Source organism: Acuticoccus kalidii, from assembly GCF_021556395.1.
GTDB classification, from domain to species: domain Bacteria; phylum Pseudomonadota; class Alphaproteobacteria; order Rhizobiales; family Amorphaceae; genus Acuticoccus; species Acuticoccus kalidii.
The window spans coordinates 417,592-437,689 of sequence record NZ_JAKGCS010000015.1 but is presented as its reverse complement, the minus strand read 5'-3'; the positions used below and the strand labels follow the sequence as shown (position 1 = coordinate 437,689).

Sequence of the window (20,098 nt, the reverse complement as noted above, 5' to 3'; positions counted from 1 at the left end):
GCATCCTTAGATAGGCCGTCCGCCGGATCGGCGGAAGCGCCTGCGTCATTCAGGACGAAGGCGGATAACGGCCGACGAGGCGGTTCTGATGCCGCGCCGCGCGCGCGATCGCCAGCGGCCCGGCCGGCCGCCAGCCCCGCGCGCGGTTCGCCGCACCGATCTCGAAGAGGAGCCGTTGATGGGCGAAGAGGCGGGCATAGACCCGGCGCAGCGGGGTTCCCGGATCCCAGACATTGATCGCCTCGGCCCCGGCGCCGTTGATCTCGATGATGCGGAAGTCTTCCGCCGCCTCCAGCCGTTCGAGCGAGGCGAAGCGGATATCGTAGCGGCCATAATAGAAATCCGGCATCGCGCGCGAGATGGCGTCGAAGCGGGCCGTGAGGGCCGGCGTGATGTGGTCGCTCGCATCGCGATAGTGGCCGCCGACGCGGATCGATCCGATAAAGGCGAGGCGAACGACCTCGCCGCGTGCCGGCACGCGGTCGAGCGTCTCGCGGGGAAGGCCGCCATGGGCGCCCTGCAGGCCGAAATGCGCGCCAGCCTTCCACGACGCGCGCCGATCCTCGAGGATGAGATCGCGAACCGGGCGCGTCCCGTCGCCGACGACGTGGGGGAAATAACGCAGCGTGAGGGACAGGACGATGCTGGTCGGTGCGCCGGGGCGGCGGGCGTAGAAGACGCCGGCTTCGCCGTCCCAGTCGACGAGCGCCTGCACCATCAGTGTCGCCTCCTCCGGGAAGGCGGCGACATAGGCGCGGAGCGCCTCCGCGTCGTCGATACGGCGCACCCCATAACCCTGCCAGCCGATGTCCGGCTTGGCGACGAGCGGGAATGCGAGCCCCGCCGCGTGCGCGAGGTCGACGGCCCGCTGCCCGTCCTCCGCCGCGTCCCCCTCCAAGCGACGCGTGAGCGAGGCATAGGGGGCGAGCCAGTGCCGCGCGTCACCGGACACCATGTCGAGATAGGCGGTCTTCGATTCGCCCCAGAGACCGCCGACCTCGATGCGCGGGTTTGCGATGGTCGGCAATGAGGCGCTGCGGAAGCGGAGCGAGAGCCAGATCCATTGCACCGCGAGGGGGGCGTAGAACATCAGGGTCGGGATGCGCTCGGCCGTCGCGATGGAGGCGACGCGGGCACGAAGAGGCGGCATCCCGCCGTGGCTGACGGTGTCGCCGAACGTTGCCCGGCCGCGGGCGACCAGTCCGCCGATCCCCGACCGGCCGACCCGCAGGAGAACGCCCCATGGCGGCGTCCGAAGCCATCCGAGCGACACCACGAGGAGGAGGATCGCCACGATCCACGACCAGTAGCCGATCCGCGACAGAACCCCGTCGCCGAACCGCGTCGCGAGCCAGAAGAACACGAGGAGATAGATCGCCGCTGTGGTGAACGAGATGGCGGCGAAGAACGCGAAGCGCACGCCCGAGAGCCCGCAACCGATATAGACCGGCGACATCAGCCCCGGCAGGAGCCGCGACACGATCATCGCCGGAACGGTATGGGCGCGCAGGAAGGCGCCGAGCCGTTCGATGCCGGGACGCGCGACGAGGTGCCGGACCCGGCCGCTCCGCCGCGCGAGACGACCGAGGCCGAAGAGGAGGCAGTCGCTCGCGACGATGCCGGCATAAAGGCTGACGAGCGCGAGCCAGGACGGCATCCGATGCTCGACGACGAGGAGGCTCCCGGTGACGATCGCCACCTCCTCGCGAACGAAGGGCATGGCAAAGAGGAGGGCGACCTCGGACAGCCGCGAGGTCGCGATTTCGAGCGGATGCCGGAAGAACTCGAACATGCGAAGCCCCTCGCCGCGTGCGCCGGCCCGCGCGGTGACGCGCGCGATGGGAGGCGCGTCCCGCGCTCAACGCATCATATCGGCAAACCACCATTTCGCCATTTCCGAAGCGGCGACATAGAGCGCCGTGACGGCGAGAAGTGACATGACCAGCGGCCACGGAAGCGGCACGAAGCCCATGAGATCGGCCCCCGGCAGATAGGGGATCGCAAGGGCGAAGGCGGCGACCGCAGCGGTCGAGGCCGACAGGAGGCGCCCAGGTTGGCTCGCCCATGCCGGTCGCCACGTGCGAATGACGTAGACGATGAGCAGCGCCGTCAGCGTCGATTCCACGAACCAGCCGGTGCGGAAGAGCGCCGCATCCGCCTCGAACGGGCCGAGCAACAGCCAGAAGGTCAGGACGTCGAACGCCGAGCTGACGAGGCCGAAGACGAGCATCACCCGTGTCACCTTCCCCATGTCCCACCGATGCGGCGCGGCGAGCACTTCGGGGTCCACCCGGTCGCTGGCGATCGCCATGCCGGGAAAGTCCGACAGGAAGTTGTTGAGGAGGATCTGCTTGACGAGCAGCGGCAGGAAGGGCAGCACCAGCGAGGCGAGGGCCATCGACACCATGTTGCCGAGATTGGCGCTGGTGGTGATCGAGATATATTTCAACGTGTTGCCGAACGTGCGGCGGCCTTCCGCGATGCCCTCCGCGAGGACGGCGAGGTCGGGCTGGAGGAGGACGAAATCGGCCGCCTCGCGCGCGACGTCCACCGCGCTATCGACCGAGATGCCGACGTCCGCCGCGTGAAGCGCGGGGGCGTCGTTGATGCCGTCCCCGAGATAGCCGACCACGTGGCCGCCTCGGCGCAAAGCGAGGATGATGCGCTCCTTCTGCGCCGGGTCGATCTCGGCGAAGACGTCGACGTCCTCGGCGACGCGCCAGAGCGCCTCCTCGCGCAGCGCGGCGAGGTCCCGCCCGGTCACGACACGGTGGACCGACAGGCCGACCGCCTCGGCGATGTGGCGGGCGACGAGGCGATTGTCGCCCGTGATCACCTTGGTGGCGACGCCCCGCGCGGCGAGGGCCGCGAGCGTCTCGCGTGCGCCCGTTTTCGGCGGATCGAGGAAGGTGAGAAAGCCTTCGAAGGTCATCATGGTCTCGTCGGTGCGATGGACGCGTGCCGCGGCGGGCAGCGGACGGCTCGCGACCCCGAGGACGCGCAGACCCGCCGCGCTACGGTCCGCGAACAGCGCCTCGATCGCGCCACGGCGCGCGGCGTCGATCGGGACGCATCCGTCCGCCGTGCGCAGCGTCGCGCAGACATCGAGGACTTCGCGCAGCGCGCCCTTCGTCAGCATCACCGTCTCATGGGTGCCGTCGGTCACCACCACGCTGAGCCGCCGCCGGGTGAAGTCGTAGGGCACTTCGTCGACCTTCTCATAACCGGAGATGTCGATACCGGCCGTCCGTCCGCGCTCGACCAGCGCGTCGTCGAGGGGGTTCGCGAGGCCGGCCTGAAGGCTCGCATTGAGGATGGCGAGCCGCAGAACCCGGTCCGAAGGCGCGCCGTCCGGGTCGAGCGCCGCCTCGACCGCCATGACCCCACGCGTCAGCGTTCCCGTCTTGTCGGTGCACAGGATCTCCATGGAGCCGAGATTCTCGATCGCGTCGAGCCGGCGCACGATGACCCCGCGCGCCGCCATCCGCCGCGCGCCGCTCGCGAGCGTCACGCTGACGACCGCCGGCAGCAGCTCCGGCGACATGCCGACCGCGAGGGCGATGGCGAAGAGGAGCGAATCGATCGGCGGCCGCTCCAGGAAGACGTTGGCCGCGAACACGACGAGGACCATCACCAGCATCACGCGGGTGAGGAGGTCGCCATAGCGCCGCAGCCCGCGGGCGAACTCGGTTTCCGGCGCGGCGAGCCGGAGACGGCCCGCGATGGCGGCATATTCGGTCGCTTCGCCGGTGGCGACGGCGAGAAAGCGCCCCGTGCCGGAGCGGACCGAGGTGCCGGTGAACACGGCGTCGGTCCGTTCCGCGAGCCCGGCGGTCGCCGCCACGGGACCGGGATATTTACGCGCCGCCTCCGGCTCGCCGGTGAGGGCCGACTGGATCACGAAGAGATCCGCCGCCTCGAGGATCAGCCCGTCGGCCGGCACGAGGCTTCCGGCCGAGAGGAGGACGACGTCGCCGGGCACGATCGCGCTGCTTGCGATCTCCGCGACGCGGCCGTCGCGCATGACGCTCGCCTTGAGGGCGAGACGGGCCTTCAGCCGCGCGACGGCGCGCGAGGCGCGGTGCTCCTGAACGAGGCCGAGAAGCGCGCTGCCGATCACGATGGTGAGGATGATTGCGGCGTCGATCCATTGGCGCAGGGCGCTCGACACCAGAGCGGCGCCGACGAGGACGAGCATCACCGGGTTCGCCACCTGGCGCAGCGCGAGGCCGAGGAGGCCGGTGCCGCTCCCCGGCCGCAGCGCGTTCGCCCCGGTCCGCGCGAGCCGCGCGGCGGCCTCGGTCGCGGTCAGTCCGTCCGGCCCGCTGCCGAGACGCGACATCGCGTCCTCGGCGGTGAGGGCCCACCATGCGGCGTCCGTCCCGGCCGCGTCGTGTGGCGCCGGCGTCATTCGAGCGCCTTTCGGAAGCGCAGGATGCTCGCCGTGAGGAGCACCGCCGCGATGGCGCCCATCGCGAGGAATTGCGGCCAGAGGACATCGAGACCGACGCCCTTGAGGAACGTGCCGCGGATCACCACCAGGAAATGGCGCAGCGGGTTCAGATAAGTGAGCCATTGCAGCACCTTCGGCATACTCGCGATCGGGAAGGCGAAGCCGGACAGCACGAAGATCGGGTTGAGCACGATGAAGTTGGTGGCGAAGGCCTGTTGCTGGGTCGTGCACGTCGTCGAGATCAACAGCCCGAGCGCGAGGGTGCTGAGGAGGAAAAGCAGCGTCCCCCCGGCGAGGACGAGCGGATTGCCGACGAACGGCACGCCGAACCAGAGCGTCCCCACCGCGACGACGAGCGCCACCTGGACGAACCCCACGACGAGGAAGGGCAGCGTCTTGCCGGCGATGAGTTCGGCCGGCCGGATCGGCGTCACCATGAGCTGCTCCAGCGTGCCCACCTCGCGCTCGCGCACCACCGCGAAGGCGGTGAGGTTGACGATCAGGACGAGCGTCACGGTGCCGATGACGCCGGGAATGAAGAACCAGCGATCGTTGAGGCCAGGATTGAACCAGGGCCGCTGTTCGAGCGTGACGGTCACCGGGCGCGCGGCCGCGGCGCCGCCGAGGCGGCCGGCGAAATCGTCCGCCTCGTCCTGCGAATAGCGGGCGACGATCGTGCCGATATAGCCGAGCGCGATCAGCGCCGAGTTGGAGTTGGTCCCGTCGACGATCACCTGGATCCGCGCGCCGTGCCCCGAGCGCAGATCGCGCGCGAACCCCGCGCGGATCACGAGGCCGACGGTCGCCAGGCCGGCGTTCGCGGCCGCCACGATGTCCGCCTCCTGCGTGGCGATGGCGACGACGTCGAGGCGTTGGCTCGCGGTGAAGCGGGCGACGAGGTCGCGGCTTTCCTGGCTGGCGTCGGTGTCGAGCACGATCGTGGAGACATGGGCGACGTCGAAGGTCGCCGCATAGCCGAACGCCAGCATCTGAAGGACCGGGATCAGGACGAGGCGGATCCGGCCGCTTTTGTCGCGCCAGAGCTCGATGAACTCCTTGACCATGATCGCGGTGATGCGGCCCAGCATGTCCGTCACCTGAGGCGCTTGCGGAAGGCGAGGGCGGCGAGCGCGAGCACCGCGGCGGCATAGACCGCGAGGAAGACGACCGGCAAAGCGAGCGCCGCGAGGCCGGAGCCTTTGAGGAACACCGCTTTGACGATCTCGACGTAATAGCGGGTGTAGACGAGGTAGGTGATCGCCTGCACCGCGGCCGGCATCTGGTCGATCGGGAAGATATAACCCGACAGGAGATTGGCCGGGAGGATCGTGGCGATCAGCGCGACCTGGCTCGCGCCGAGCTGGTCGCGGATCAGCGCCGAGACGAGATAACCGATCCCGATCACCACGAGGAGGAACAGCGTCGTCGTGACGAAGATCGTGCCGATGGTGCCACGGAACGGCACGGCGAACCAAAAGACGGCAAGGAGCAGGCAAAGCACCGAAACCGCCCAGCCGAGAACGAGATAAGGGGCGAGTTTGCCCACCATCAGCTCGGTCGCGGTGACCGGCGTCGAGATCAAGAGCTCCATCGTGCCGCGCTCCCACTCCCGCGCGATGGTGAGCGCGGTGAGCTGCGCGCCGACGAGTGCGAGGATCACCGCGACGAGGCCGGGAATGATGAAATTGCGGCTTTCGAGGTCTTCATTGAACCAGACGCGCGAATCGACCTCGACCGGGACGAAGAGGGAGGCCGTCTCACCCTGTCGCGCGCGCTCGGTCTCGCCGATCTCGGCCGAATAACGCGCGAGGACGTTGGCGGCATAGCCGTAGGCGATCGTCGCCGTGTTCGTGTCGGTCGCGTCGAGGATCGCCTGGACGGGCGCCGTTCCGTCGGCCGCGAGACGCTCGCTGAAATCGGGCGGGATCACCAGCGCGAGGACGCAAGCGCGCCGGTCGATCGCGTCGGTGAGCTCGGCATATTGGGAAAGCCTGCGGGTGACGGCGAAATAGGCGGAGGCCTCGAAGCGGGCGACGAGATCCTCGCTCGTCTGGCTTCGCTCCCGGTCGAAGACGCAGACCGGAACGTGTTTCAGATCGAGGGAGATGCCGTAACCGAGGAGGAACATCTGGAGGAACGGCATCAGCAGCGCGATCATCAGGCTGCGCGGATCGCGCACGATCTGCAGCACCTCCTTGCGCGCGATCGCGAGGAGGCGCTTCGCCCTCATGCCGCGCGGCCTCCCGTCCGGGTGTCGCTGGCGACGAGGTCGACGAAGACGTCTTCGAGCGACGGAGCGGTCGGCTCGATCCGGCCCGGCTCGACGCCCCGCTCCGCGAAGAGGGCTGCGAGATCGGCCGCGTCATAGTGCGGATCGGCCGCCGCAACGTGCAGCGTGCCGCCATAGACGGAGGCGCTCGCGATCCCCGCCGCGCCGGCGAGTGCGGCGAGGGCCGCGCCGAGGTCGGCCGGCTCGATCACGAAGAGGGGGCGGCCGCCGCCGGCGCGCTTCAATGCGCCGGGCGTGTCGACCGCGACGAGCCGGCCGTGATTGATCAGCGCCACGCGGTCGCAATATTCCGCCTCGTCCATATAGTGGGTCGAAACGAGGACGCTGACGCCATCCTCGGCGAGCGCATGGATGAGATCCCAGAAGCGCCGCCGCGCCATCGGCTCGACCCCCGAAGTCGGCTCGTCGAGGAAGAGGATGCGCGGGCGGTGGAGGATGGCGCAGCCGAGGGCGAGACGCTGCTGCCAGCCGCCCGACAGCGTCGCGACGCGTTGCCCCTCGCGCCCGCCGAGCCCGGCCATCTCCACGGCGTAACCGATCCGCTCGGCCCGCGCCCGTCGCCGCACGCCATAGATGCCGGCAAAAAAGGTCAGGTTTTCGAGAACCGTCAGGTCGCGATAGAGCGAAAATTTCTGCGACATGTAGCCGATCCGCGCCCGGACGCCCTCCGGGTCCGTCGCGACGTCGATGCCGGAGACGCGCACGTGCCCTTCCGTGGGCGCAAAGAGCCCGCACAGGATGCGGATGATCGTCGATTTGCCGGCTCCGTTGGGCCCGAGAAAGCCCATGATCTCGCCTGGCGCCACGGCGAAGCTCACATGATCAACCGCGACGAAGGCACCGAATCGCTTCACGAGCCCGTCGACGACGATCGCGTCCGGCTCCCCCGTGCTCATCGTGGGCTCGCGTCGGCGACCAGCGCCATGAACACGTCCTCGACGCCGGGCGCGATCGCGGCGATGTCGCCGACCGGCACGCTCCGCTCGGCGAGCGACGCCCGGATTTGCGGAATGCGGCGCGCCGGATCGTCCACCACCACATGGAGCCCGCCGCCGACGAGAAGCGCCCGGCCGACGCCCTCTTGCCCATCGAGGGCGGCGCGGGCCGCGCGGCCGCTCCCCGTCATGATCGCGAGGACGGCGCCCGGCATGCGGGCCTTGAGCGCCGCCGGCGTGTCGCAATGGAGGACGCGGCCGGCCGACAGAAGCGCGAGCCGGTCGCAGCGTTCCGCCTCGTCGAGATAGGCGGTGGAGAGGAGGATGGTCACGCCCTCAGCGCGCAGGCGATAGAGGATCGCCCAGAATTCGCGCCGCGAGACGGGATCGACGCCGGTGGTCGGCTCGTCGAGGAGGACGATGTCCGGGGTGTGGACGAGGGCGCAGGTGAGGCCGAGTTTCTGCTTCATGCCGCCCGACAGTTTGCCGGCGCGGAAGGCGCGAAACGCCGTCATTCCCGAGGCGGCGAGCAGACGGTCGGTCCGCTCCTCCCGCACGCGGCGCGGCACCTCGAAGAGGTCGGCATAGAAGCGGATATTCTCCGCGACGGTCAGCTCCTCGTAGAGGCCGAAACGTTGCGGCATATAACTGATGCGCGCCTTGACGGCCTCTGGCGCGGCGACGACGTCGGTGTCGGCGACGCGGATCGTTCCCGCGTCGGGCGGCAGGAGACCCGCGAGCATCCGCAAGGTCGTGGTCTTGCCGGCGCCGTCCGGGCCGACGAGGCCGAAAATCTCCCCCGGCGCGACCGCGAAGGCGAGCCCGTCCACGGCGACACGCTCGCCGAAACGCTTGACGACGCCGTCGAGGGCGACGACCGGAGGCGCGTCCGGGCTCATGGGGCGGCCGGGGGCAGCGCGTCGAGCCGCGCGTCGGCGGGCATGCCGGGCAGCAGCGCGTGGCTCGCGTTGGCGATGTCGATCCGCACGCGGTAGACGAGCGTGACGCGCTCGGCATGCGTTTCGACCGTCTTCGGCGTGAACTCGGCGACGGGCGAGATGAAGGCGACGCGTCCCGCATAGGTCGTGTTCGGGTAGGTGTCGGTGGTCACTGTGGCGGATTGGCCGAGGCGCACCTTCCCGATATCGGGCTCGTTGATGTAGGCCCGCAGCCAGACATGATCGAGATCGGCGATGGTGAGAACCGGCGTACCCGGCACCACGATCTCGCCGAGCTCGGCCTCGCGGACGGTGATCACCCCGTCGATCGGAGCGGTCAGCGTGGTGTAGCCGAGCGTGATCTGCGCGAGCTTCAATTGCTCTTCGGCGGTGGCGATGTTCGCCTCGGCAAGGTCCACCTGCCGGGAGGCGACCTCCCGCAGCGCGTCGTCCCGGTCGCGGGCGGCGGTGGCGACGAGGAGGGCGGCCTGGGTTCGGTCGCGTGCCTCGATGGTGCCGACGCCCTTTTCCATCAGCGTCTTCGCGCGGTCATATTCGGACTGGGCGAAGGCGAGGTTCGCGGTATCGCTCTCGACGAGCTTGGCGGCGGCGGCGAGGTCTTGCTGGGTGGCGGCGAGCTGGCGCCGTTGACCCTCGAGGGTCGCGGCGGCGATCGCGACCTGTTGGCGATAATCGGCGTCGTCGACCCGCGCGACCAGCGTGCCGGCCGTGACCGCCTGCCCCTCGTCGAACGGGAGTTCGGTGATCCGCGACTGCACGGTCTTGAAGCCGATCACGCTCTGATGCGCCTCGATATTGCCCGACAGGACGATCGTCGCCATACCGTCCGGGCGGCCGAGATAGCGCCGAAGAGCGTCACGCTCGTGGTAGGCGACTCCCGCAAGGGCGCCGAGCATCGCGAGGGCGAGCAAGACGATGCCACGATGCGCTCGCATGGGCGCGGCTCACGGTTCGCGACGCACGACAGGTCTCAATAGCGGCATACGGCGCCGTGATAATACGGGGTCCAATGGCACCGCGGATAAAGCGTGGCGGGCGGCACCGCGACGACGGGGTCGCGCCACACGCGGCGCGGTCCGACCCAGACCCACGGGTCGATCATCACCGTCACGCCCTCGTGGCTGTCCGGAAGTTTGCCCTCCAGGATCTTCACGTCGAAGACGATGTCGCCTTTGTCCATGCGCGGGGCCGACAGCTCCACCACGGCGGGCTCCTCGTCCGAACCCGACAGGACGACCATCGCGTTGGGCGCGTCCTTGCCGCCGGCCGGGGCGAGTTCGGCGAACATCGCGACGAAGGCGGGATTGTTCATTACGCCGAGGGTGGTTTCCCGACCCTCGGCGGCGATGATCGTCTCTCCGGCCGGGTCGGTGAGGCGCAGCGTCTTGCCGTCGAAGCGCATCTCTTCGGCTTGCGTGATGAACTGCATGGGGGTGGGCGCGCCGGGGGTCTGTGCGCCGGGAGTCTGTGCGGTTGTGGGGGGGGCTGCGGTCGCGGCTGCGGCGGTGGGGGTGGGCTTGGCCGCAGGCGGCGTGTCCTTCGCGAGCACCGGGCCCGACGCGACGGACGTGATGAGGATCGCAGCGATCAGGACGCTCTTCATGGCTATTCCTCCTCCGAAGACGTGCGAACGGAAATCGCGCGCGATCGACCCGACGACGCGCGAGAATGCGGGCGGGTGGCAGCTGTCCGCCCGTCCGCACCTGCGACTGCCGTTATTTCGCGACGGTCACGTGCTCGGCCTGGCGCACCTTGCCTTCCATGACGTAATCCACCTTGACCTTCTCACCGGCCTTGAGCGTCGTCATTTGGCCGCTCGGAAGGTGGTAGGTCATGCCGTTGTCGAGAGTGATCGTTCTCGCCGTCGTATCCATCGACTTGATGGTGCCCATCGCCGACTCGGCCGCGAGGGCGGGAGCGGCGGCCATGGCGGTCGCGATCAGAGCAGACAGTACGATCTTACGCATTGACATGTGTCCTTGCTTTGAACGTGGCACGAAGGTCGTGACACGGAAGAGGTGATCGGGCCGTCTGGCGGTCAGACGTGCCGCGAGCACCGGCAGGACGAAATCATCGCGTTCGCGCCGCTTGATTGACGGATGTCAACCGTCTTCGCTTCATTACGAAAGATATAGTTTATTTATTTGGACAATATACTTGAATGTCATCGTCGGATTTTCGATCTATCTGGTGCTTTTCTTTCCATTGAAAGGAGCGGCGCGACGGCGGAACGCGCTCTCGGCCCCGCGATCGCCTGCGCCTTGTCGGCGCGCCCTAAGGTCCAACTCTGACTTGCGTCGCAGGCGACGAACGGCCGTCTCGCGGCCGTTTCCGGTCGGGTCCGCCCGGCTCGGGGCAGGATCGCGGCCCGGACGGTCTCCCCATCACGGCGCCTCCGTCCAGCGAAGATTCGACACCGCTCGCGTGGCGGATCGTGAATGCTTCACCTTTATTGCGAAGAATATTTCTAATGTAATTCGTAAGTTTTGGAAGCTTATTTCGATTTTAGGTCCCGCTTATGAAGCAAAGATGATGTAATCGTTACGCGCGCAAAAAGCGGCGTGCGCCGCGTCAGCTTTGCCGGCCGGGCAGCGCGTTGCGGGCCGATGCGGGGCGGTGGCCGATCACGCAAGCGGGGTTGCCGGCCGCCACCTCGCGCGGCGCGAGCGACCGCATCACCACGGCACGCGCGCCGACCACGGCCCCCTCGGCCAGGCGGACGCCGGGGCCGATGAAGGCGTCCGCCGCGATCCAGACGTCGGCCTCCACCGCGATCGGGGCCGCGACGAGGTCGAATGTCGGCACGGTGTGATCATGCGAGGCGGTGCACAGGTGGGCGCCTTGGCTGACGATCGCGTTCGCCCCGATCTCGATCGGCGCGACGTTGTAGAGTCTCGCGCCCGGTCCCACCGTGGCGCCGGGGCCGAGGACGAGATTCCACGGCGCCCACACCTTCGCCGACGGATAGACCGCGGCGCGCGGCCCGATGCGCGCGCCGAAGCGGCGAAGCCAGAAACGCCGCCATCCGTGCAACGGGGGCGGCGTGGGGCGCACGAGGACGAGCGCCACCGTTTCCCAAAGCGCGCGCCGCAGCCGGTCGCGGTGCGATGGCGGCGCGCGTCGCGCCGGGGGCGTGTAAGGCGCGGGCGTATGCGTCTCCATATCGTCGCCCGCCTCCTCGCGCGGTCGCTCGCCGGGTGTCCGGTGCGCCATGGCGGCGCGTTCACCGCCATCTTTCCCCGGCATGGCGGGAGTGGCAATGCGCATCCTCGATGGGCTCCACCCGCCGCGCCCGCCTCGTCGGGCCGCAGGATCCGCCCGCGCGATCTGCTAGGGTCGCCGACGTCGAACAAATTGGGACGGAGAGGCGTGTGACGACGCATGGAATCGGAAGGCCGGAAACGGTGCGGGTGGCCGTCGCCGGTGTCGGGGCGGTCGGCATGGCGGTGATCGAGGCGCTCGATGCCGGGATACCCGGATGCGAGCTCGCCGCCGTCTCGATGCGCGACACCGCCAGCGCCGCCGAGCGCCTCGCGCATCTGTCGGCGCCGGTGCCCGTGGTGGAGGTAGCGGCGCTGGAGCCGCTCGCTGATATCGTGGTGGAATGCGCCCCCGCCGCGATTTTCGCGGCCATCGCCGAGCCCGTTTTGCGCGCCGGGAAAACGGTCGTGGCGCTCAGCGCCGGGGCGATCCTCAGCAATGAGCACCTCGTCGCGATCGCGCGCGAGAATGGCGGCCAGATCATCGTTCCGACCGGGGCGCTCCTCGGGCTCGATGCGGTGACGGCGGCCGCCGAAGGCGAAATCCACGCGGTGCGGATGGTCACGCGCAAGCCGCCCGCCGGCCTCGTCGGCGCGCCCTATCTCGTGGAGAACGGCATCGCGATCGAGGGGGCGCGCGAGCCGATCCGGGTCTTTCGCGGCACGCCGCGCGAGGCGGCGAAGGGCTTCCCCGCCAATCTCAACGTGGCGGTCGCGCTGTCGCTCGCCGGCATCGGACCGGACCGCACGACGCTCGAGATCTGGGCCGATCCGAGCGTCGAGCGCAATTGCCATGAGATCGAGGTCGAGGCCGACTCGGCCCGCTTCTCGATGCGGATCGAGAACATCCCGTCCGAAAACCCCAAGACCGGGCGCATCACCGCCCTTTCGGTGATCGCCTGCCTGCGCAAGCTCGGCGCGCCGATGCGGGTCGGCACCTGAGAGGGCGCGGCGACGCGATGTGACGCGGCGGCGCTCTGCCGCCGCGTCGATCAGACGGGCTCGATCGGGATGAGCGGGGCGACTGCCCGGTCGGACGGGTGCTCGCTCTGCGCGAGCCCCGCCGCCACGCCGGCGCGATCTGCCGGCACCCGGTTCTGGCTCATCTTCCGCTTGCCCTCGATGCGCGTCACCGTCATGCGCAGGCCGATGATGCCGCGAAGCTGCCCGGCGATGAACGGATCCGGCGCGTCGCCGACCGCCCAAGGCTCGGCCCGCTCGCCTTCTTGCAGCTCCGTGAGGCGGGTGACGACCGTGCGGAGCCGCTCGGGATCGTCGAAGAACTCGACCGGACCGTGGGCGTGGACGGCGACATAATTCCACGTCGGCACGACCTTCCCGCTTTCGGCCTTCGTCGCGTACCAGGATGGCGTGATGTAGGCGTCCGGCCCCATGAAGACGGCGACGGCCTCGCCGATCGGCGGGGTGTGGGCCTGCGGATTGGCCTTCGCGAGGTGGCCGTAGATCACGCCGTGCTCGCCCTCGCTCGCGTCGAGGAAGAGCGGCAGCGGCGTCACCAGCGGGCCGTCGGCGGTGGCCGTCACGAAATTCGCAAGGCGCGCCGCGCGGATCGTCTCGCGCAGACTGTCTCGATCGTCATCGCGAAAAGCGGGCGGCGTGTACATCGGATGCTCCTTCTGGCGCGCGAAACGGGCTTCGTGCGGGCCCGCCTCGGTTCAGCCTCCGATTGCCGATCGGGTCAAGCGCTCATTTGAACGGGCGGCGGTCCGGCGGCTTGTCATATCCCCCCCGGGGGGATACGATCCGCGCATGTCGACGCCCCACATCCATGCGAGTCATCCGGCGGTGATCGCGCGCCTCAAGCGGGCCGACGGCCACCTCCGCGCGGTGATCGAGATGATCGAGACGGCGCGGCCGTGCCTGGAGGTCGCCCAGCAGCTCCTCGCCGTCGAAAAGGCCATCGCGAACGCCAAGCGAACCTTGATTCACGACCATATGGACCATTGCCTCGACGACGATGGGGCGGAGGCGGACCGCGCCGAGTTGAAGGCGATCGCGCGCTATCTCTAGCGCGACCGCGACCCGGTCACGGCCATTCGGACGGCGCGACACCGCGTCGGAAGCGAGAAACGAGCACGCCGGCGTCCGACCGACTGCGGACGGATCGTGCTCCAAGGGGTGAGGCATGCTCTCGATCCTCGGCAACACGACCTATCGCCATCTGTTCGCGGCGCAGGTTCTGTCCCTCATCGGCACGGGGTTGACCACCGTCGCGCTCGGTCTCCTCGCCTACGATCTCGCCGAGGGTGACGCGGGGCAGGTGCTCGGCACGGCGCTCGCGCTCAAGATGGTCGCCTATGTCGGGATCGCGCCGATCGCCGGGGCACTCGCCGAGCGCGTTCCGCGGCGGATCTTCCTCGTGGCGCTCGATCTGGCGCGCGCGTCGATGGTGCTGCTCCTGCCGTTCGTCACGGCGACGTGGCAGGTCTATGTCCTCGTCTTCGCCTTTCAGGCGTGCTCGGCCGCGTTCACACCGACTTTCCAGGCGACGATCCCCGACATCCTGGAATCGGAGGCCGATTATACGCGCGCTCTGTCCCTCTCCCGCCTCGCTTACGACCTCGAATCGCTTGTCTCGCCGATGCTCGCCGGGGCGCTCCTCACGGTGATCAGCTTTCACTGGCTCTTCGTCGGCAACGCGCTCGGCTTTCTCGCCTCGGCGGCGCTGGTGGTGAGTGTCACGCTGCCGATGGTGCGCCAGTCGGTGGTGCGGCCGTTCCGGGAGCGCGTGACCCGCGGCGTCTGGATCTACCTGGCGACGCCGCGCCTGCGGGGGCTTCTCGCGCTGTCCTTCGCCGTGGCCTCGGCCGGGGCCATGGTCATCGTCAACACGGTCGTCCTCGTGAAGGAGGCGTTCGGCGGGAGCGACCGGGAGGTGGCGCTCGCCTTCGCCGCCTACGGTCTCGGCTCGATGATCGTCGCGCTGGCGCTGCCGCGGCTCGTCGCGCCGGACGAGGCGGGGGCGGCGCGGATCCCGGCGCGGACGGCGATGCTGTTCGGCGCGATGATTTTGCCGGCGGGCCTCGTCCTCGCCGGTCTGTCACCGAGTTTCGGGATGATGCTGGCGGTCTGGGCGCTGCTCGGCGCCGGGGCGTCGCTGGTCCAGACGCCGGCGGGGCTGCTCCTGCGCCGCTCCTCCCACGCGGAAGACCGGCCGGCCCTCTACGCGGCGCAGTTCGCGCTGAGCCATGCCTGTTGGCTCGCCGCCTATCCGGCGGCCGGGTGGCTCGGCGCCGCGATCGGCCTCGGACCGACATTCTTCGTGTTGGCCGTCGGGGCGGGGGTCGGCGCGGCGGCCGCCCTCGTGCTCTGGCCGCGGCACGACCCGGAGATCGTCGAGCACGAGCATTTGCCGATCGCCCACAGTCACGCGGTGGCGCGCGACGGCCATCACCGGGCGGACCCGGCCGCCGCCGGGTCGTTTCATCGCCACGCTCCGACCCGCCATGCGCACGCCTTCGTCATCGACGATCATCATCCGGTGTGGCCGCGCCGCTGAGCGCCGCCGCGCGGTCTCCGCGCCACGACCATCGCGCCGTTGATGGATGTCAAATCGGCGTTTCGGTTTTTCCCGATCGTTCCGAGGGCGACGTGCGGTCGGCGCGGCATCGCGCTCGATCGCAAGCTCCGGGCGACGTTGAGGCGGCCCGGTGCCGACATCGCATCCTGACGGACAGGTGGACCTTAATCGGAGCGCACGGCAATGTCACAGCAAACGGTATCCCGTTCCGCAGTCCCCATGGTGGAGAGCGCCGTTGCGGCGCACCGCACATGGTTCGTCACGCTGGGGCTCGTCCTCATCGTGTTGGGCGTGGTCGCGTTGATCTTTCCGTTCGTGACCACCATCGCGACGAAGATCTTCATCGGCTGGCTCTTCCTCGTCGGCGGCATCGTCCAGGTCGTCCACGCCTTCTCGACGCAGAAATGGAGCGCGTTCTTTCTCGATCTCCTCGTCGGCGTGCTCTACGTCCTCGCGGGTGTCTGGCTCGCCTTCTTTCCGCTGGCCGGCCTCATCACGCTGACGCTCTTCATCTGTGCGACGTTCATCGTCCAGGGCGTGTTGGAAGGCGCCATGGCGATCCGCCTGCGGCCGGTCGACGGGTGGGGGTGGCTGTTGGCGTCCGGCATCGTCTCGGTCGCGGCCGGGATCCTGATCGCGGCCCATCTGCCGAGCTCGGCGGCGTGGGCGATCGGCCTCCTCGTCGGGATCAACATGATCACGTCGGGATGGGCCTATTTCTTCCTCGGCCTCACGGCGGACAAGGCCGTTTGAGCCCGCGCTGGCGATCTCCGGCGCGCCTTAGCGCCCGCCGGACATCGTGAGGTTCGCGCCCACGCAATAGCTCGCCTCGTCCGACAACAGCCAGACGATGCCGGCGGCGATCTCCTCCGGCTGCGCGGCCCGGCCGATCGGAACCGTGTGCTCAATCGCCTCGAGGCGGCCGGGCGGGTTCATGTCGGTCCATGTCAGCCCCGGCGAGACGGTGTTCACGTTGATGCCCTCACCGGCGACCTCCTTGGCGAGGCCGAGGGTGAAGGCGTTCACCGCGCCCTTCGAGGCCGCATAATGAGTGCGCTGGCCCGATCCCCCGTTCATCCCGGCGACCGATGAGACGGTGACGATCCGCCCGCCGGCGCCGCCCGAGCGCGTCGACATGCGGCGGACCGCTTCGCGGGCGCAGATCATGAGCCCGAGCACGTTGGTCTCCAGCATCTGGCGCATTTCGGCGACCGGAAGGTCGGCAACGCGGCGGGCGGTGCCGTATGTGCCGGCATTCGCGACGAGGGCGTCGATCCGGCCATAGCGCTCGGCCACGGTGTCGAACATGGCGATGACGGCGGCCTCGTCGGCGGTGTCGGCGCGCACCTCGAACGCGTCGCCGCCATCGTCGCGGATCGCGGCGACCACGCGCTCGGCCGCCGCCGCGTCGGTGCGATAGTTGACGCATACGCGCCAGCCGCGTGCGGCCGCCCGCCGTGCGGTGGCCGCGCCGATCCCCCGCGATGCACCCGTCACCACGAGAACGCCGTTCGTTCGATCCATCACGAAACCCCTCTTGCTAACATTATATATTATACCTAATATCGAATCTCCACAAAGACGACCGCAGATTGAATTGCGGCGAGGGAGGAAACGATGCGTAGGATCCGAGGACTCGCGTTCGCGCTGTTGATGGGCACCTCGATCGCGGGGGCCAACGCGCAATCCGTCGAGCAGATGAAATCCGGCGACAACTGGGAGCTCGTGTTCGGCTCGGCCAGTGCGACCGGCACCTATTTCGCCGGCATGTCGGCGCTGGCGGCGATGATCAGCCAGGAAATGCCGAACGTCCGCGCCACCGCGACGGTCAGCCCCGGCTCGGCAATGGAAGTGTTCCCGCAGATGATGCGCGGCGAACGGGCCGGCGGCATGCACGTCAGCTACGACCTGCAGACCGGCTATGAGGGGACCGGCTCGTTCACCGGCCGAAAGATCCCTGTGCGGACATGGTTCTTCGCGCAGGAAGCCGCCTACAACGTCTTCGTTCTCGAACGGCACGGCATCACCTCGGTCGAGGGTCTGAAGGATTCCGGCCTCGCGATCGGCGGGCCGGTCGTGACCGTGTCGCCGGACCGGCCGGAGCGTTGGGACCAGGCGTTCGCCTTCCTCCACGCGCTCCTCGACGCCCACGGTGTCGACGCCTTCGAGGATATCGACGTGAAACCCTACAACACGTCCCAGTCGATCGAGCAGCTCGGCAACGGGACGATCGACGGGCTGTCCGCCAGCCGCGCGCTCGGCAGCGGCGCCGTCACCGAACTCTCCACCCGGCAGAACATCGTCCTCCTTCAGCCCGATCCCGAGAAGATCGAGGCGGTCGAAGCGGTCTTTCCCGTCTATGCGCAGGAATTTCCCAAGGACGCGTATCCGAACATCACCGTGCCGGAGCCGGGAGTCGCCTTCTTCCACGGCGTCTACGCGACGCTGCACGAAGATCTTCCCGACGACCTCGCCTACGACCTGACGAAGACCGTCTGGGAGAATATCGACATCCTGCGCAACGCGCACCCGGCGTTCCGGGTCGCCAAGTTGGAGGATGCCTTGAAGGGCGCAACGGTGCCGCCGCATCCGGGTGCGCTTCGCTACTACCTCGAGCACGACGTGCCTGGCGCGAAAGAGTGGGCCGAACGCATCGGCGACTGACCATCGAGCCGAGGCGCCATTCCGTGGCGCCTCCTTTCCGCCCGTTCTGCTGAGGAGTGTCGCCCATGCACGCGCCAGCGACAGCGCAGCCGTTACACCTGTTCGTTCAACGCATCGCCGTCGTGGTCATCGGCGCGGTGGTGCTCGGTACAGCGCTTTATTCCGCCTTTTTCGGTGCCTTCAACGCCTACGTCCACCGGCCGCTTTTCCTGTTCGCGGCGGTGGCGTGCGTCATTCTCGTCTATCCGTCCGGCATCTTTCGCGAGCGCTCGCGGGCCGAGACGATATTCAACGTCGCGGTCATCGCGCTGATGGCGGTCCCGACGATCTATCTGGCGACGCAGTGGGAGGACATGCTGTTCTTCTCCTATCTGTCGCCGAAAGAGCGATTCCTCGCCGTTCTCCTGGTGCTCTGCGTCTTCGAGGCGGCCCGCCGGACGACGGCACTGCCGCTCATCTTCGTCGTCACCGTCTTCGTCCTTTATGCGGTCTACGGCAACTACATCCCCGGTATCCTGAACCATGCGGGGGTGAGCTGGGAAAACGCGCTCAAGGTCACGGTGCTGGGCTTTGACGGGATATTCGGCACGCCGCTCGGCTTCGCGGCGGGGTTCGTCACCGTCTTCGTGTTCTTTACGGCGCTGCTCACCGTCTCCGGGGTCGGCAACTATCTCCTCAACCTCACCTTCGCGCTGTGCGGCAATGCGAGGGGCGGGCCGGGCAAGGTCTCCGTCGTCGGCAGCGCCCTCATGGGCATGGTGACGGGCAGCGGGATCACCAACGTCCTCACGACCGGGACGATCACCATTCCCCTGATGCGGCGCGCGGGCTACTCGCCGTCTTTTGCGGCCGGCGTCGAGGCCGTCGCCTCGACCGGCAGTCAGTTCGTGCCGCCGCTTCTCGGCGCGTCGGCGTTCCTGATGGCGGAGTACACCAACACGCCGTTCATCCTGATCGCGGCCTACTGCCTCGTTCCGGCGCTCCTTTATTATGGCAGCCTCTTCGCGCAGGTGCATTTCCGCTCCTGCCGCGTGCCGATCAAGTCGGAGGTTCCGCCGGACGAGGGCGAGGAGCGGCTGACGGTCGCCGGTAACGCGCTGCGCAGCCTTCTGCTCTTCGTGCCGATCGTGGTGCTGGTGACGCTCCTCGTCCTCAAATTCTCGATCGATTACGCGATCTCCGTCGCCTTCATCATCATGTTGATCGGGACGCAGCTCTATCCCCGGACCCGGTTGGCGACGATGCCGCGGGTCGAGGCGTTCGCCCGCGAATCGGCGTCGACCCTCGGCGCGATCGCGGTGGCGCTTGCCCTCGCCGGCATCGTCGTCGGGATGCTCCTCCTCACCGGGCTCGGTGCGCGGCTCGCGACGCTGATCACCGCCGTCGCCGGCGGCTCGATGTTCCTGACGCTCGTCATGTGTGCCGTCATCGCGATCATCGTCGGTATGGGCGTCGTGACGGTCGGGGCCTATGTCATCGTCGCGTCGCTGGTGGCGCCGGTGCTAATCGACTTCGGCATTCCCGTCGTCGTCGCGCACCTGTTCATCTTCTACTACGCGGTGCTGTCCGGCCTCTCGCCACCCGTGGCGGTCGTGATCTTCGCCGCCGCGGGGGTCGCGAAGGCGCCGGCGCTGCGCGTCGCCTGGATCGCGATGCGGCTCGGCTTCGTCGCCTGGCTGGTGCCGTTCATGTTCGCCTACTACCCGAACCTGATCGGCCTCAACGGCATCAACGGGACGTTCCTCCTCTATGTGAGCACCGCGCTCGTCGGCGTCGTCGCCTTCTCCGCGGCACTCGAAGGATGGGCGGTCACCCGGACGAGCCCCTTACAGCGCGTGCTCTTCGCCGTCGGCGGGGCCGCCTTGCTCTACCCCCACCTCATCCTCAGCGTCGGCGGCGCGGTGATCCTCGTGGTCGCCTACGCCCTCAATCTCGCCGACCACCGCAAATCCACGGTCCACTTCGGCGTGCAGCGCGCGGCCGAGACCTAAACCGG

18 protein-coding genes are annotated in these 20,098 nt (G+C 68.6%); 6 read left to right on the top strand and 12 right to left on the bottom strand.

The genetic code is table 11. The annotated features are described in order from the left end of the window. Positions 1-49: 49 nt before the first annotated feature. The 10 genes from L1787_RS10010 to L1787_RS09965 form a co-directional block, all read right to left on the bottom strand. A complete protein-coding gene (locus L1787_RS10010; RefSeq protein ID WP_235708663.1) occupies positions 50-1,792 on the bottom strand; it encodes a VTT domain-containing protein in 1,743 nt (580 codons plus the stop codon). Positions 1,793-1,858: 66 nt separating this feature from the next. After that, positions 1,859-4,411 carry a magnesium-translocating P-type ATPase gene (mgtA, locus tag L1787_RS10005; RefSeq protein WP_235708662.1) on the bottom strand — a complete coding sequence of 851 codons (2,553 nt, stop codon included), beginning with the start codon at positions 4,409-4,411 and terminating at the stop codon, positions 1,859-1,861. Then, positions 4,408-5,541 carry an ABC transporter permease gene (locus tag L1787_RS10000; RefSeq protein ID WP_235708661.1) on the bottom strand — a complete coding sequence of 378 codons (1,134 nt, stop codon included), beginning with the start codon at positions 5,539-5,541 and terminating at the stop codon, positions 4,408-4,410. Before L1787_RS10000 ends, mgtA begins: the two co-directional genes overlap by 4 nt. A gap of 5 nt (positions 5,542-5,546) precedes the next feature. After that, entirely contained in the window at positions 5,547-6,683 is a 1,137-nt protein-coding gene (locus tag L1787_RS09995; protein WP_235708660.1) for an ABC transporter permease, read from the bottom strand. Next, positions 6,680-7,639 (bottom strand): ABC transporter ATP-binding protein, encoded by a 960-nt coding sequence (locus L1787_RS09990; protein WP_235708659.1) that lies wholly within the window; start codon positions 7,637-7,639, stop codon positions 6,680-6,682. The genes L1787_RS09995 and L1787_RS09990 overlap by 4 nt, the downstream gene beginning before the upstream one ends. Next, complete coding sequence (locus L1787_RS09985; RefSeq protein WP_235708658.1) at positions 7,636-8,577, bottom strand: ABC transporter ATP-binding protein; 942 nt, start codon at positions 8,575-8,577, stop codon at positions 7,636-7,638. Before L1787_RS09985 ends, L1787_RS09990 begins: the two co-directional genes overlap by 4 nt. Then, positions 8,574-9,572, bottom strand: coding sequence for an HlyD family secretion protein (locus tag L1787_RS09980; RefSeq protein ID WP_235708657.1), 999 nt, complete (start codon positions 9,570-9,572; stop codon positions 8,574-8,576). Before L1787_RS09980 ends, L1787_RS09985 begins: the two co-directional genes overlap by 4 nt. A gap of 35 nt (positions 9,573-9,607) precedes the next feature. After that, on the bottom strand, positions 9,608-10,240 hold the full coding sequence (locus L1787_RS09975) for a hypothetical protein (RefSeq protein WP_235708656.1): 633 nt from the start codon (positions 10,238-10,240) through the stop codon (positions 9,608-9,610). A gap of 112 nt (positions 10,241-10,352) precedes the next feature. After that, positions 10,353-10,604, bottom strand: coding sequence for a DUF1344 domain-containing protein (locus L1787_RS09970; protein WP_235708655.1), 252 nt, complete (start codon positions 10,602-10,604; stop codon positions 10,353-10,355). Between the two features lie 604 nt (positions 10,605-11,208). Beyond that, positions 11,209-11,904 carry an LbetaH domain-containing protein gene (locus L1787_RS09965; RefSeq protein ID WP_235708654.1) on the bottom strand — a complete coding sequence of 232 codons (696 nt, stop codon included), beginning with the start codon at positions 11,902-11,904 and terminating at the stop codon, positions 11,209-11,211. Positions 11,905-12,077: 173 nt separating this feature from the next. Between L1787_RS09965 and L1787_RS09960 the strand changes: the two genes are divergently transcribed. After that, a complete protein-coding gene (locus L1787_RS09960) occupies positions 12,078-12,839 on the top strand; it encodes an aspartate dehydrogenase (protein WP_235708722.1) in 762 nt (253 codons plus the stop codon). Positions 12,840-12,889: 50 nt separating this feature from the next. Here the strand turns inward: L1787_RS09960 and L1787_RS09955 are convergent, their stop codons facing one another. Next, positions 12,890-13,522: an FMN-binding negative transcriptional regulator gene (locus tag L1787_RS09955; protein ID WP_235708653.1), complete on the bottom strand. Its 633-nt coding sequence runs from the start codon at positions 13,520-13,522 to the stop codon at positions 12,890-12,892. A gap of 145 nt (positions 13,523-13,667) precedes the next feature. On the opposite strand from L1787_RS09955, the gene L1787_RS09950 reads away from it, so the two are divergent. The 3 genes from L1787_RS09950 to L1787_RS09940 all read left to right on the top strand — a co-directional run bounded on the left by L1787_RS09950 (position 13,668) and on the right by L1787_RS09940 (position 16,191). Beyond that, complete coding sequence (locus L1787_RS09950) at positions 13,668-13,928, top strand: metal-sensing transcriptional repressor (protein ID WP_235708652.1); 261 nt, start codon at positions 13,668-13,670, stop codon at positions 13,926-13,928. Positions 13,929-14,043: 115 nt separating this feature from the next. After that, positions 14,044-15,417, top strand: a complete 1,374-nt coding sequence (locus tag L1787_RS09945; protein ID WP_235708651.1) for an MFS transporter — start codon at positions 14,044-14,046, stop codon at positions 15,415-15,417. Positions 15,418-15,657: 240 nt separating this feature from the next. Further along, positions 15,658-16,191, top strand: a complete 534-nt coding sequence (locus L1787_RS09940) for an HdeD family acid-resistance protein (RefSeq protein ID WP_235708650.1) — start codon at positions 15,658-15,660, stop codon at positions 16,189-16,191. Between the two features lie 27 nt (positions 16,192-16,218). Here L1787_RS09940 and L1787_RS09935 read toward each other — a convergent pair whose 3' ends face one another. Then, positions 16,219-16,962, bottom strand: a complete 744-nt coding sequence (locus L1787_RS09935) for an SDR family oxidoreductase (protein WP_235708649.1) — start codon at positions 16,960-16,962, stop codon at positions 16,219-16,221. Positions 16,963-17,055: 93 nt separating this feature from the next. On the opposite strand from L1787_RS09935, the gene L1787_RS09930 reads away from it, so the two are divergent. Both L1787_RS09930 and L1787_RS09925 read left to right on the top strand, forming a co-directional pair. Beyond that, positions 17,056-18,102 carry a TAXI family TRAP transporter solute-binding subunit gene (locus tag L1787_RS09930; protein ID WP_235708648.1) on the top strand — a complete coding sequence of 349 codons (1,047 nt, stop codon included), beginning with the start codon at positions 17,056-17,058 and terminating at the stop codon, positions 18,100-18,102. A 65-nt stretch (positions 18,103-18,167) separates the two neighbouring features. Further along, complete coding sequence (locus L1787_RS09925; protein WP_235708647.1) at positions 18,168-20,093, top strand: TRAP transporter permease; 1,926 nt, start codon at positions 18,168-18,170, stop codon at positions 20,091-20,093. The last annotated feature ends 5 nt before the right edge of the window (positions 20,094-20,098 follow it).